Genomic DNA, 12630 nt, shown 5'->3' on the forward strand with positions numbered 1-12630 from the left:
ATTTTTGAGAATGTCTTTCAGAGAGCAATTTGAAATACCTGCCAAGTACAAGATGTGGTCGTTGATTCTGATGGCGGTGGGATTGGTTTCCATCCTTGTAGGATATTTTATGTATGGCACGGGTGATGAGCATACGAATGCACGTTTCTGGGCTGTATTACTGTATAACAGTGTTTATTTTCTGCTGATCGTAAATGCTGCGATGTTTTTTATCTGTGCTACCACGCTTGCTATGGGTGGCTGGCAAATGAGCTTCCGCAGGGTTGCCGAAGCAATTTCTACAGCAGTTATTCCTATCGGAATTATTACAGGTGTTATTTTAATAGCGCTTGTAGTAGGTCACAAGCATCATATTTACCATTGGATTACACCTGATCCAAACGATCATATCCTGATGGGAAAAACAGGATTCCTGAATCCAACATTCTTCATCGTTTGGACCAGCCTCACGCTGATTGGATGGATTTTCCTGGGTGCCAAAATGCGTTCTGTTAGTCGCGAGATTGACAACGGTGGTCCGCTTAGCGCTGAAGAAGGAAAGAAATACATTTTCAAGAATACGATCTGGGGATCCCTTTACCTGGTATGGTTTGGTCTGACTGTTGCGTCTACTGTACCCTGGTTATGGTTCATGAGTATTGATGCACACTGGTACAGCACCATGTATAGCTGGTATACGTTTGCATCTTCCTTTGTTGCTGGTATTTCACTTATTACACTTTATGTAATCTACCTGAAGAACCAGGGTTACCTCGAATTGGTAAACCAGGAGCACTTACATGATCTGGGTAAATTCATGTTTGCATTCTCTGTATTCTGGACCTACTTGTGGTTCAGTCAGTATATGCTGATCTGGTATGCAAATATTCCGGAAGAAACCGTTTATTTCAAACATCGTGTTCAGGGTCCTTATCGTGGAATTTTCTTCCTGAACTTAATCATCAACTTTATTGCTCCGCTGCTGATACTGATGAGAAGAAGTTCAAAGCGTAACTATACCTTGCTGGTATTCATGTCGGTGCTGATCATCTTCGGTCACTGGATCGATTTTTACCAGATGGTAATTGCTTCTGTATCCAAAGAGCATGTGGAATTGGGGTTATTTGATTTTGGTGTGGCGGCCGGATTTATCGGACTGATCATGTGGGCAACCGGAAATGCATTAAGTAAGCATTCCCTGATAAACCGGAACCATCCCTTCCTTAAGGAAAGTATAATTCACCATACTTAAGAAAAAGGAAGATTAAACAAAAGCATAGCATATAAGCTTTCATTCAAAACTTTGTATAAACACGGAATAAGACATGTCAACATTATTAATCATTGCGATCCTGTTGTTGGGTTTTATAGTGGTCTTTCAGATCGCAAAAGCCAGCGAATATGTATCTGTGTTGAAAGGTGAAAAGAAAACCTTTGAGCAGAATAACAAGATTAATGGTTTTCTGCTCCTGGCTTTCATGATCCTGGGGCTGATCGGAGTGTATTGGTGCAATGAATTGTACAAGGGTAAAATTCTTGGCGAAGCAGCATCTGATCATGGGGAGAAAATTGACACGATGTTGTATATCACTATCGCCATTACAGGGGTAGTATTCATCATCACGCAGATCCTGCTGTTCTGGTTTTCTTTCAAATACCAGTATAAGGAAGGCAGAAAAGCCTTTTACTATCCGCACAACAACAAACTGGAAGTAATCTGGACTGTAATACCTGCAATCGCCCTGACTGTTCTGGTTGGATTTGGTTTGTATTACTGGTTCAAGATTACCGGTGATGCTCCAAAAGAAGCGAATGTGGTTGAGATCACCGGAAAACAGTTTGGCTGGATTTATCGTTATCCAGGTAAAGACAAAGTTTTTGGTAAAAAATATTATAAGAACATTGATGAGGGCAAGTTAAACCAGCTCGGTTTGATCTGGGATGATAAAGCTGCTCATGATGATGTAGTAACCAACGAAGCCATGTACCTGGTTGTTGGTAAACCTGTAAAATTGATCATCAATAGTCGTGATGTGGTGCATGATGTGGGTTTGGCACATTTCCGTATGAAAATGGACGCAGTGCCTGGAACACCTACAACCATGTGGTTCACGCCAAAATATACCACGGCGCAGATGAAAGAAAAAACTGGTAATCCTGATTTTGAATATGAAATTTCCTGTGACCAGATGTGTGGTAAGGGACATTATTCCATGAAGGGAATTGTAAAAGTGGTTGAGCCTGCAGAATATCTGTTATGGCTGGCCAAGCAAAAGCCCAACTATGTAATGTCAAATCCGGAGCTGGAAACCAAACCTGCCGTACCGGTAGCAACACCGGCAGACAGTACAGTTACAGCTGCTGCAAAAATTGCAGGGTCTAATTCAAATTAAGGTCGTACCGAAAAACAAATAGATTTTTATGAGCCAAGAAGTGAATTTGCACGAGCAGGTGGGAGCGATGACCACGCATGAGGTTCATCATGATGAGCACCATGGTCATCACCACAAGGAAACCTTCATTACGAAGTATGTGTTCAGCCAGGATCACAAAATGATTGCCAAGCAATTCCTGATCACGGGTATGATCTGGGCAATTATCGGAGGTCTGTTTTCGGTACTTTTCCGACTGCAACTCGGGTTTCCTAATGAAACATTCCCGATACTTGAAGATATTCTGGGTAAATGGGCAGCAGGTGGTAAGATCCAGCCTGAATTCTACTACGCCCTGACAACCATGCATGGTACCGTACTGGTATTCTTTGTGTTGACAGCTGGTTTGAGTGGTACCTTTGCCAACTTCCTTATTCCATTACAGTTGGGTGCACGTGATATGGCTTCTCCATTCATGAATATGCTCAGCTATTGGTTTTTCTTTATTGCCAGTATCGTAATGGTTTCTTCCCTGTTTGTTCAAACAGGTCCGGCTAGTGGTGGATGGACCGTATATCCGCCATTGAGTGCACTAGGTGATGCATCAGAAGGATCAAAAATTGGTATGGATCTCTGGTTGATTGCGATGGCCTTGTTCGTGGTGTCTTCGCTGCTAGGAGGTCTTAACTATATTTCCACTATTTTGAACATGCGGACCAAGGGTATGAGTATGACCCGTATGCCGCTTACCATCTGGGCATTGTTCTTCACAGCTGTATTGGGAGTATTATCCTTCCCGGTATTGCTGTCTGGTTTCATTCTGTTGTTGTTTGACCGTCATGCCGGAACCAGTTTCTATCTTTCTGATATCTTTTTGGCCTCTACTCAGAAAGCATTACCGAATGAGGGAGGAAGTGCGATCCTGTACCAACACCTGTTCTGGTTCCTTGGTCACCCAGAGGTATATATTATCATTCTTCCAACCATGGGTCTGGTATCGGATGTTATGTCCGCTAATGCGCGTAAGCCCATTTTTGGATATATGGCGATGGTTGGTTCTATGTTCGCGATTGCAGTACTGGCCTTCCTGGTTTGGGCACACCACATGTTTGTAACCGGACTGAATCCATTCCTTGGTGCCTTCTTCGTATTGTTGACATTGTTAATTGCGGTTCCATCTGCGATAAAGGTGTTTAACTGGATAACGACCCTATGGAGAGGCAACCTGCGGTTTACTCCTGGTATGTTGTTCTCTATCGGATTTGTGAGTCTGTTCATTTCAGGTGGACTTACTGGTATCTTCCTGGGTAACTCTACTCTTGATATTCACCTGCACGATACGTACTTCGTAATTGCACACTTCCATATTGTGATGGGTGTTTCAGCGTTCTTTGGCATGTTTGCCGGAATCTACCACTGGTTCCCCAAGATGTATGGTCGCTATTTGAATAATACACTGGCTTATATCCATTTTTGGATTACGTTGGTAGGTGCTTACCTGATTTTCTGGCCCATGCACTACCAGGGTCTGGCAGGTGTACCTCGCCGTTACCTGGATTTCAGCGGTTGGGCATCTTTCAACCAGTTTGATGGATTGAACCGCTTTATCTCCATCGTGACAATCATGGTATTCGCAGTACAGTTGTTATTTGTATTCAACTTTATCTATAGCATCTTCAAAGGACGCAGGGTAACTACCCAGAATCCATGGGGAGCAACTACGCTGGAATGGACAACCCCAATTAATCCGGGACACGGAAACTGGGAGGGAGAGATTCCGGAAGTTCACCGCTGGGCTTATGATTATGGTAAGGATGGCCGCGATTTTGTTCCTCAAACTGAGGCTATATCGCCCAATGAAAGTCCGGAAAGCAAGCATTGATTCGGGGGTGATAGTTGATGAATACTGAATCGAGTTAAAATGCCCTGATCAGCAATCGGGGCGTTTTTTTAGAGTGTACGATTTTTGTTTAATAATGATGAATGCAGCAGAGTGAATCAGTTCAACCCGGTAAGGAAAATGGCGTAATGGCGCGGTTGCGTGATTACCTCTTGCTGATAAAGTTCTCTTTGACAACAATGGTGGTGTTTTCAGCGGTAATTAGTTACCTGCTGGCACCAAAAATTGTGGAGTATGACTGGGCGATGATCTTAGTTCTGTTCCTGGCAGGAATGCTTGTAACAGGAAGTGCCAATACCATTAACCAGGTAGTGGAAAAAGATACAGATGCCCTGATGAAGCGTACTGCCAGCAGACCCATAGCATCGGGTCGCATGTCAGTAACGGAGGGTTGGGCTTTTGCAGTGATTAGTGGATTGCTGGGGGTATTTCTCCTCTGGTATTTTTTTAACGGTTTATCCGCTGGTCTTGCAGCATTCAGCCTCTTTCTCTATGCTTTTATTTATACTCCGCTAAAAAAGGTGAATTCCATCTCCGTATTGGTAGGTGCATTTCCCGGAGGGTTACCCTGTCTGATTGGGTTTGCAGCCGGAAATGATACCATCTTTTTTGGAGAGCATGGATGGCTTGACCTGGGTGGATGGGCTTTGTTTGCGATCCAGTTTTTCTGGCAGTTCCCTCATTTTTGGGCGATTGCCTGGCTGTCGCACAAAGATTATGAAGCAGCTGGTTTTCGGTTGTTGCCATCAGAAAAGGGTCCTACCAAGTACTCGGCGATGCAGTCGATTATTTATTCAGTGTTTCTGATACCGGTAGGGTTGATGCCTTATTTCACAGGTATTACTGGCTGGGTAAGTCTGCTGATAATTCTGGTATGCAACCTGCTGATGGTAGCCCTGAGTGTCAGGTTGTATATGAAAATGGAAAAGTCTGCAGCCCGGGGTGTGATGTTTGGGAGTTACCTGTACCTGATGATTGTTTTTTTCGCCCTGTTGGCGGATAAGGTGTAGGTAAGAGGAAACAAAGGAGACGGGGAAACAAAGGAGAAGGGAGGAATGGAAGAGGGAGAAAAGGAGGAGAAATTAAAATTTAATGTATGAGGGTAGAAGCTATGGAGCAGCGAAAGAGAATACATCCCAATAAATTCACGATGTGGGTGGCGATTGCAAGTATCACCATGATGTTTGCAGGTTTGACCAGTGCTTATATCGTAAAGAGGAGTCAGCCGAGTTGGACAAGTTTTGAAATGCCGGTAATCTTCTGGTATTCAACCGCGGTGATGTTGGCGAGCAGTGTTACGATCTATCTTGCACTGAATGCATTTCGTGAGCGCGAGCGGGTAAAGTACCGGCAGCTGATAACGGTTACGGCTGTGCTTGGGGTGTTGTTTGTTGTACTTCAGTACCTGGGCTTTAAGGAGATCTGGGCCTCCGGTATCAGCTTTTCCGGAGCAGGTGGGGGGCAGTTTTTGTATATCATTGCCGGGCTTCATGGATTGCACGTGGTAGGAGGAGTAATTGCGTTGATCGTCCTGTTTTTTAAGGCTTTCAGTACCCGATTCCGGAATTATAACCCGGTACCGGTGGAGGTGATGAGTACCTATTGGCATTTTGTAGATCTGTTATGGCTCTACCTGATGGTATTTTTTATGTTATTGCAATAGTATTTTCCGTATATCCAATTAAATTTGCGAACCAATCTTAAACACTGAACATGGCACAAGCAGTACCTGCAGAACAAAAATGGTGGAGTGGTGGAAAAAGCCCCTTCAACGTGGAGTATGGTAAACTGATGATGTGGTATTTCCTGATGAGTGATGCGTTCACCTTTGGTGCGTTTCTGATCTCTTATGGCACCATCCGTTTCGCCTCCAACTCATGGCCCGATCCCAATGAAGTTTTCCAGTCTTTTCCCGGTCTAGGAAACGGGCTTCCACTCATGTTTGTGAGTTTAATGACCTTTATCCTGATTATCAGCTCTGTAACCATGGTATTGGCCGTACAGGCTGGTCATGCGATGGACAAGAAAGCAGTAGTAAGAAACCTGGTACTTACCATTATTGGAGGTATTGCATTTTTGAGCTGCCAGGCCTGGGAATGGACACATTTACACCATGAAGGTGCCTGGTGGGGAAGCAATCCCTTCCTGAATGCAGATGGAACAAAAGCTACTACCAACTTTACCAATTTCTTTTTTACGATTACGGGATTCCATGGCTTTCACGTATTTAGCGGTGTGGTGATCAATATTATCATGCTGATCATGACTCTCAATAACGTATTTGAGCGGAAAGGTCATTACCTGATGATTGAAAAAGCGGGTTTATACTGGCACTTCGTGGACCTGGTGTGGGTGTTTGTATTTACTGTATTCTATCTCGTATAACCATTTAAGAAACGCAATTATGCATCAAGATAATAACACTGAAATCACCTTCCATCATGAATATGATAGGGAGGCCAGCAGAAAAGAAGTAATTAAGATTACTGTAATCCTTTCTGTAATTACACTTATAGAACTGGCACTTGGCTTTTGGTTATACCTGTCTCATCAGAGTCTGGGTCCGTTTATGGTTCACTTGATCAAGGGGGTGATTTTAATTCTCATGCTGGCTAAAGCCTTTTACATTGTTGCTTATTTCATGCACCTGAAGCATGAATTGCGCAACATGATTATGACAATTGTTGTTCCTTTGCTGCTCTTCGTTTGGTTTATCATTGCTTTCCTGGCGGATGGCAATTCGTACCGGAATCTGAAGAATACCTATGATCCGTATCATAAGGAACAGAGCGAGACAAAAGTGCAAAAGACCGAACACGGTAGCAAGGAAACGGATACCAAAGTTGGACATTAAGGTTTGAGGCGGATTAGATACTGACCAACAGGGTAATAACTTTATTAAACAACTGAACCATCCGCTGCTGCGGATGGTTTTTACTATTAATACTATCGGATTTGAATAAAACAGCATTAGCAGGGATTTTTTTAGCGGTAATCGTTCCGGTGATCTGTTATTTTATCGTTGATCATTATAGTACAGATGCTGTGGATATGCCTCGCCGGTATTATGTGGATACTGTGCTGACCAAAGTTGAAGGCGGAAAAGAAATTACCGATACCGTTTGGCATAAAGTGGCTAATATCCAGCTTACCAATCAGCTGGGAGAAGAAGTGAGTCTGGATGATATCCAGGGCAAAGTAATAGTAGCCAATTTTTTCTTTACCCGCTGCCCATCTATTTGTCCGACTTTGACGGTCAATATGAAAAGATTGCAGAATGCATTAAAGCTGCAGGATGTTACCCGTAAAATTGATACCACTTTTGTTCAGTTTTTATCGTTCAGTGTGGATCCGGAGCGGGATTCGGCAGTACAATTAAAGAAGTTTGCGGACCGGTATGGAGTTAATCATGATGTGTGGTGGATGCTGACGGGAGATAAAAAAACCATTTATGATTTCGCTTTAAATGAAGTAAAGCTTTCTGCAATTGATGGAGAGGGAGTGGATTCGAATTTTATTCATACCGAAAAGTTTGTATTGATGGATCGGGATCGGGTAGTACGGGGTTATTACAATGGACTGGACAGTATGGCAATGGCTGACCTGGCTGGTGATATCGTGAAGATCTTCATCGAGAAGGACAAAAAGAAAAAACGAAATCTCTTTAGAAAATAGAAGTTATGTTATCAGCAATGATCAAAAAGAATGATGTGACAGCAAAGTGGTTGATCGGATTGGTTTCTTTTGTTGTTTTTATTGCAGTGGTTATTTTGTCCAGGGTTAAACTGGATTTTCAACTTGGTTTCGATGTACATGTGTTTGCACGCATTAATGCCCTCCTGAACAGTGCTGTTGCAGTACTGCTGGTAGCTGCGCTTATTGCGGTGAAACAGAAAAAATTTCAATGGCATAAGCGGCTGATGTTCCTGGCGATTGGGCTATCTTCCTTATTCCTGATCTCCTATATTGCACATCACCTGCTGTCGGAGCAAACACTATATGGTGGTACGGGATGGATGCGGACTGTCTACTATTTTATTCTTATTACTCATATTTTTCTGGCCGCCATCATACTTCCTTTTATTTTGTTTACTGCCTACCGGGCTATGATAGCAGAATGGCCGGCGCACAAAAAGATTGCGAGAATTACCTGGCCAATTTGGTTTTATGTAGCTGTAACCGGGGTGCTGGTATACCTGATGATCAACCCCTATTACACCTGAGCGAAAACCTGTAAATTGTGCCATGAGCAAAGCAACTGCGCCCTCCATTTTCAGGGATCTTCAACATCTGTACAAGACGTTATTGTATGTGCTGGTATTATCCATGTTGGCAGCTTTTCTGTTGGTTCAGTTTAACATTATTGATCCTGTTGTAGATATTCCAACGGATCGGCTGCTGCAGGTTGTGGCTGTTTTGTATTGTTTCGCTGCTGTGTTTGCGGGATTGCAGTTGTTTCGCCGAAAGCTGGAACAGATCAAGACCAGTGACAGTACGGCCAGGGAAAAACTAAACCGATTCAAGTCTGCTTCCATTCTTCAATGGGGGCTGATGGAATCTGCGGCAATATTCAGTACACTTTGTTATCTGCTTACCGGTAACTGGGCTTTTCTAGCATTGTCCTTTACGCTCCTGGTTATATTTGGAGGGTTGAATCCTTTCAAACATAAAGTGATGATTCAATTGCGTCTTAGTGAGCAGGAAGTGGCGGGTTTGTAAAATTTAGAGTTCCTCTGCCGGATCCCAGAATACTTTGCTGAAGTTCTGAATGGTATCGTTTAGTACTGTGATACCTTCTTTTTCGAGTAACTCCTGCATGCGAGTGGGAGTTGGAAAATGTGCTTTACCGGATAATTGTCCATTTCTGTTTACTACCCGCTGAGCGGGAATTTTTCGATCGGAAAGAAAGGATCCATTAAGTGCCCACCCAACCATTCTTGCAGATAGTCCTGAGCCAAGACTGCGGGCAATCGCACCATATGTAGTAACTCTGCCTTTGGGGATCTGCTCTACCAGGTCATATACCTGTTCAAAGAATGAGACGGATTTTTTTCCGGAGGGATCAACTTGTTTGAGTTTGTCTCCCTTGCTGGATTTGGTGGTTGCTGATCTATTTTTCTTTTTCGGACTGGCCATGGCTGGAATCCCGGTTTAATCGAAGTTGCGATCTTTTTGGCTCCGGAACATTAATATAATCAAAAGGGCAATGCAAACAGCCGTTACCACAGCAGAAGCCTTTGTCAAGATGGTATTTCGCTGTTAATACGACGAAACCGGATTCGTTATAATAAAAATCTTCGCCTTCAATCAGTTGCTTTTTCATGTTCAAAAACCAGGTCGTGTAGCTTTTCATCAAAATCCGGCAGTATGGTAGCCGGTAGACGGAAAGCCAGGTAATGAATGCGGTTGCTTTGAGCGATATCCAGTCCTTCGTAATGCGTTTTAATTTTCAATTCCGGGCTGATATCCGGCAGAGCATAGAGATCGTCTGTTTTGTTAACAAGCTCAAGCCCATAGAGTTCAATAACCCATAAAGTAAATTGGAATAGTACAGGGGAATCTGTTTTCAGGTGAATGAGTCCGCCGGGTTTCAATAATTGCTGGTATTTGCGGAGGAATTTCGGGTGAGTAAGTCGCTTGGTGTGACGTGAACGTCTCAACTGCGGGTCCGGGAAAGTGATCCAGATCTCAGAAACTTCTGCAGGAGCAAAATAGTTGGTAATCTGATCGATCTTGGTTCTAAGGAAGGCGGCATTGGTCTGGTTGTTATCAAGACATTTTTTTGCTCCAATGTAAATGCGGTTGCCCTTCACATCAATACCAATGAAATTCTGGCTTGGGTGCAGCGCAGATAATCCAACCGTATACTCGCCTTTTCCACAGGCAAGTTCCAGGACAAGGGGATTGGTATTGCCGAAATGTGCTGACCACTTACCAGCCATTCCTTCAGGATATTGGAAAACATTGGAAAAACTTTTGATAGCTTCAAAACGGATGAGTTTTTTTTGTCCCATACCGGCAAAGATAGGAAGGGAAGGAATGGAAGAGGAGACAAAGGATACGGGAGACAAAGGGGGAAGGGAAGATGGAGGAAAGGAAGAAAGGGAGGAGTGGAGGAAGGGGGGATTAAGTTTTCGTGAAATGAGGTGTGTTGGGCGCAATTTGCGAATAGGTGAAGGATTGCATTCAGTACATTTGGTAACACTAAACCCGGTAGCAAATGAAAAAGGCTGGATTATTGGTATACCTTTTATTGTTGTTGCTTGTTAACATACAGGCTCAATCCAAGATTGAAAATGTTATCCTAATTACTACTGATGGACTGCGGTGGCAGGAAGTATTCCAGGGAATGGATCCTGTGCTGGCAAATGACCGTGCCTTTAACCAGGGCGACAGCGCTGATATTTACAAAGCGTATTGGGCTGCGGACGCGGTTGAAAGAAGGACTAAACTGATGCCTTTTTTCTGGTCAATCATAGCACAAAATGGACAACTATATGGAAACCGTGCCTATGGTAATAAGGTGAATAATTCAAATCCGCACTGGTTCTCCTATCCTGGTTATAGTGAGATACTTACCGGTTATGGAGATGAGAAGATCAATTCAAATGATTTTCCTCCGAATCCTCATGTTACCGTGTTGGAATTTCTGCACAAGCAGCCGGCTTTTAAAAATAAAATTGCAGTATTCGGGGCCTGGGATGCATTTGATCGCATTGTAAATGAACAGCGCTCAGGCATTCCTGTTATAAGTGCATTTGATCCGGTTGGTGGAAGCAAACCAACAGCAACTGAACAGCTGATCAATCAAATGCAAAAAGATGTGTTTAAGCCCTGGGATCTGCATGAATGCCTGGATGTATTTACACATTTTGCAGCGATGGAAAACCTGAAAGTACGTAAACCAAAAGTGATGCAAATCTCTTATGGTGAAACAGATGAGTGGGCCCATGCCGGGATGTATAAGAACTACCTTAATGCTGCCCATATGGTTGACAAATGGATTGGGGATATCTGGAACTATGTTCAATCAGATCCGCATTATAAAAACAAAACTGCCATCATCATTACAACAGATCATGGAAGGGGTGATGAGGTTAAAGAAGAGTGGAAACACCATGGTAGCAAAATCGTAGGTGCAGATGAAATCTGGATAGCTGTATTGGCACCCGGTATCCCTGCAAAAGGAGAAGTAAAACAACCGTTGCAGTTATATCAGCAACAGGTTGCGCAGACAGTTGCGAATTTTTTGGGTCAGACTTATACTGCAACTCATCCCATTGCACCAGCAGTGAAAGAAATCTGGGAAAAGTAATCAACGTTTTAAACTGTTGACAGACTGAATTTCGATATTAACCAGGGCTGATTTACCGTTCCTGGAATGAATGGTGGATCGTCCGTTAATGACTACCAGCATCCTGGAATCCGGAGTAAGAAAATGAGCAAAGACCTCAAGAGGTCTCTGCTCATTTTTATATAAGAACTGATCGTCCTGTACTTCGGCCTGAAGGATGTTGGAATCCTGCAGATTAAAATCCTTTATTATGGTGCGCAGAACCAGATCAGGGTACTGCGAAACAGCTTCCTTGAGTGTACCGATACTGCAATTTTTGAGAGCTGAAAGAATGCTATGTTTTTTATAAACTGTCATACTGGTTTATTTTGTGGCTTCTTTCTTAGCATCCTCTACCATTTTTTCATTGGCATAGATGGCAAACTCAACCCTCCTGTTTTTTGCCCTGTTTTCTTCGGTACTGTTATCAAATTTTGGCTGGTCTTCACCATACCAGGATGTACGTATCCGTTTGCCTTTAATATCTTTTTGTTCAAGATAAGAAGCGACAGACTGCGCCCTTTGTCTGGAGAGCCGATCATTATATGAATGGCTTCCCTTATCATCTGTATGACCCTCAATAAGAATATAGGTATCAGGGTATTTCTTCAGGATCTCAGACAGATCGGCAATTCTTTCAGATGCTACACCTGTAAGATTGGACTGGTCAAAACCGAAGAGTACTCCTGAGTCGAAGGTTACATTAATACCTTCACCTACTCGTTTAACTTCTGCACCAGGAATTTTTTCAATCTCTTCTGCCTGTTTATCCATTTTCCGACCAATAATACCGCCGGTTACACCGCCAACTGCAGCCCCAATTATGGCGCCGACTGCAGTATTACCTGCAGCTTTTCCAACGCCTGCACCCAGTACAGCACCACCAGCTGCTCCGATGGCTACTCCTTTCTGTGTTTTATTCATGGATTTACATCCTATGGTTGTTGCACTCACGAGGCTGAACGCAGCTGCAGCCCATGCAACCTGCCTTATTTTTTTTCCTATGTTATAGTTCATATGGTATAGTATAACGTTAATAAATATGC

Annotated in this window: 16 protein-coding genes; 11 read left to right on the forward strand and 5 right to left on the reverse strand. The window is 43.3% G+C overall.

The genetic code is table 11. The features are described from left to right. The first annotated feature begins 10 nt into the window (after positions 1 to 10). The 10 genes from MD536_RS11855 (at position 11) to MD536_RS11900 (ending at position 8970) form a co-directional block, all read left to right on the forward strand. Positions 11 to 1231: a quinol:cytochrome C oxidoreductase gene (locus MD536_RS11855; RefSeq protein WP_239599534.1), complete on the forward strand. Its 1221-nt coding sequence runs from the start codon at positions 11 to 13 to the stop codon at positions 1229 to 1231. A gap of 73 nt (positions 1232 to 1304) precedes the next feature. Next, the gene (locus MD536_RS11860) at positions 1305 to 2372 is read left to right on the forward strand and encodes a cytochrome c oxidase subunit II (RefSeq protein WP_239599537.1); all 1068 of its coding nucleotides are present in this window, start codon (positions 1305 to 1307) and stop codon (positions 2370 to 2372) included. 28 nt (positions 2373 to 2400) lie between these two features. Continuing rightward, positions 2401 to 4233 (forward strand): cytochrome c oxidase subunit I, encoded by a 1833-nt coding sequence (locus MD536_RS11865; RefSeq protein ID WP_438839267.1) that lies wholly within the window; start codon positions 2401 to 2403, stop codon positions 4231 to 4233. Positions 4234 to 4334: 101 nt separating this feature from the next. Beyond that, a complete protein-coding gene (gene cyoE, locus MD536_RS11870) occupies positions 4335 to 5261 on the forward strand; it encodes a heme o synthase (RefSeq protein ID WP_239599561.1) in 927 nt (308 codons plus the stop codon). Between the two features lie 86 nt (positions 5262 to 5347). Further along, complete coding sequence (locus MD536_RS11875) at positions 5348 to 5914, forward strand: cytochrome c oxidase subunit 3 (protein ID WP_239599564.1); 567 nt, start codon at positions 5348 to 5350, stop codon at positions 5912 to 5914. Positions 5915 to 5964: 50 nt separating this feature from the next. Continuing rightward, on the forward strand, positions 5965 to 6636 hold the full coding sequence (locus tag MD536_RS11880; RefSeq protein ID WP_234866516.1) for a cytochrome c oxidase subunit 3: 672 nt from the start codon (positions 5965 to 5967) through the stop codon (positions 6634 to 6636). Between the two features lie 19 nt (positions 6637 to 6655). Continuing rightward, positions 6656 to 7105, forward strand: a complete 450-nt coding sequence (locus MD536_RS11885; RefSeq protein WP_234866517.1) for a cytochrome C oxidase subunit IV family protein — start codon at positions 6656 to 6658, stop codon at positions 7103 to 7105. Positions 7106 to 7206: 101 nt separating this feature from the next. Next, entirely contained in the window at positions 7207 to 7926 is a 720-nt protein-coding gene (locus MD536_RS11890; protein ID WP_239599568.1) for an SCO family protein, read from the forward strand. Positions 7927 to 7931: 5 nt separating this feature from the next. Further along, positions 7932 to 8474, forward strand: a complete 543-nt coding sequence (locus tag MD536_RS11895) for a DUF420 domain-containing protein (RefSeq protein WP_239599580.1) — start codon at positions 7932 to 7934, stop codon at positions 8472 to 8474. Between the two features lie 22 nt (positions 8475 to 8496). After that, positions 8497 to 8970, forward strand: coding sequence for a hypothetical protein (locus tag MD536_RS11900; protein ID WP_239599582.1), 474 nt, complete (start codon positions 8497 to 8499; stop codon positions 8968 to 8970). A 3-nt stretch (positions 8971 to 8973) separates the two neighbouring features. Here MD536_RS11900 and MD536_RS11905 read toward each other — a convergent pair whose 3' ends face one another. The 3 genes from MD536_RS11905 to trmB are packed head-to-tail and all read right to left on the reverse strand — an operon-like array spanning position 8974 to position 10265. Then, positions 8974 to 9387 carry an MGMT family protein gene (locus MD536_RS11905; protein WP_239599585.1) on the reverse strand — a complete coding sequence of 138 codons (414 nt, stop codon included), beginning with the start codon at positions 9385 to 9387 and terminating at the stop codon, positions 8974 to 8976. Then, positions 9362 to 9604, reverse strand: coding sequence for a C1orf53 family protein (locus MD536_RS11910; protein WP_317208123.1), 243 nt, complete (start codon positions 9602 to 9604; stop codon positions 9362 to 9364). Before MD536_RS11910 ends, MD536_RS11905 begins: the two co-directional genes overlap by 26 nt. Then, positions 9555 to 10265, reverse strand: coding sequence for a tRNA (guanosine(46)-N7)-methyltransferase TrmB (gene trmB / locus MD536_RS11915; protein WP_239599622.1), 711 nt, complete (start codon positions 10263 to 10265; stop codon positions 9555 to 9557). Before trmB ends, MD536_RS11910 begins: the two co-directional genes overlap by 50 nt. 206 nt (positions 10266 to 10471) lie before the next feature. Here trmB and MD536_RS11920 point away from each other — a divergent pair, with 206 nt between their 5' ends. Further along, positions 10472 to 11566: an alkaline phosphatase family protein gene (locus MD536_RS11920; RefSeq protein WP_239599625.1), complete on the forward strand. Its 1095-nt coding sequence runs from the start codon at positions 10472 to 10474 to the stop codon at positions 11564 to 11566. Here the strand turns inward: MD536_RS11920 and MD536_RS11925 are convergent, their stop codons facing one another. Further along, positions 11567 to 11902, reverse strand: a complete 336-nt coding sequence (locus MD536_RS11925) for a hypothetical protein (protein ID WP_239599633.1) — start codon at positions 11900 to 11902, stop codon at positions 11567 to 11569. 6 nt (positions 11903 to 11908) lie between these two features. After that, positions 11909 to 12577: a YiaD family glycine zipper/OmpA-like lipoprotein gene (locus tag MD536_RS11930; protein ID WP_498366312.1), complete on the reverse strand. Its 669-nt coding sequence runs from the start codon at positions 12575 to 12577 to the stop codon at positions 11909 to 11911. Positions 12578 to 12630 lie beyond the last annotated feature (53 nt).

Source organism: Flavihumibacter cheonanensis (genome assembly GCF_022352215.1).
Taxonomy (GTDB): Bacteria; Bacteroidota; Bacteroidia; order Chitinophagales; family Chitinophagaceae; genus Flavihumibacter; species Flavihumibacter cheonanensis.

Coding starts and splice junctions, on each gene's coding strand:
- MD536_RS11895 (WP_239599580.1), top strand. CDS start 7,932: ATGTTATCAGCAATGATCAAAAAGAATGATGTGACAGCAAAGTGGTTG.
- MD536_RS11865 (WP_438839267.1), top strand. CDS start 2,401: ATGAGCCAAGAAGTGAATTTGCACGAGCAGGTGGGAGCGATGACCACG.
- MD536_RS11885 (WP_234866517.1), top strand. CDS start 6,656: ATGCATCAAGATAATAACACTGAAATCACCTTCCATCATGAATATGAT.
- MD536_RS11875 (WP_239599564.1), top strand. CDS start 5,348: ATGAGGGTAGAAGCTATGGAGCAGCGAAAGAGAATACATCCCAATAAA.
- MD536_RS11925 (WP_239599633.1), bottom strand. CDS start 11,902: ATGACAGTTTATAAAAAACATAGCATTCTTTCAGCTCTCAAAAATTGC.
- MD536_RS11920 (WP_239599625.1), top strand. CDS start 10,472: ATGAAAAAGGCTGGATTATTGGTATACCTTTTATTGTTGTTGCTTGTT.
- trmB (WP_239599622.1), bottom strand. CDS start 10,265: ATGGGACAAAAAAAACTCATCCGTTTTGAAGCTATCAAAAGTTTTTCC.
- MD536_RS11900 (WP_239599582.1), top strand. CDS start 8,497: ATGAGCAAAGCAACTGCGCCCTCCATTTTCAGGGATCTTCAACATCTG.
- MD536_RS11880 (WP_234866516.1), top strand. CDS start 5,965: ATGGCACAAGCAGTACCTGCAGAACAAAAATGGTGGAGTGGTGGAAAA.
- MD536_RS11910 (WP_317208123.1), bottom strand. CDS start 9,604: ATGAAAAGCTACACGACCTGGTTTTTGAACATGAAAAAGCAACTGATT.
- MD536_RS11905 (WP_239599585.1), bottom strand. CDS start 9,387: ATGGCCAGTCCGAAAAAGAAAAATAGATCAGCAACCACCAAATCCAGC.
- MD536_RS11855 (WP_239599534.1), top strand. CDS start 11: ATGTCTTTCAGAGAGCAATTTGAAATACCTGCCAAGTACAAGATGTGG.
- MD536_RS11860 (WP_239599537.1), top strand. CDS start 1,305: ATGTCAACATTATTAATCATTGCGATCCTGTTGTTGGGTTTTATAGTG.
- cyoE (WP_239599561.1), top strand. CDS start 4,335: ATGCAGCAGAGTGAATCAGTTCAACCCGGTAAGGAAAATGGCGTAATG.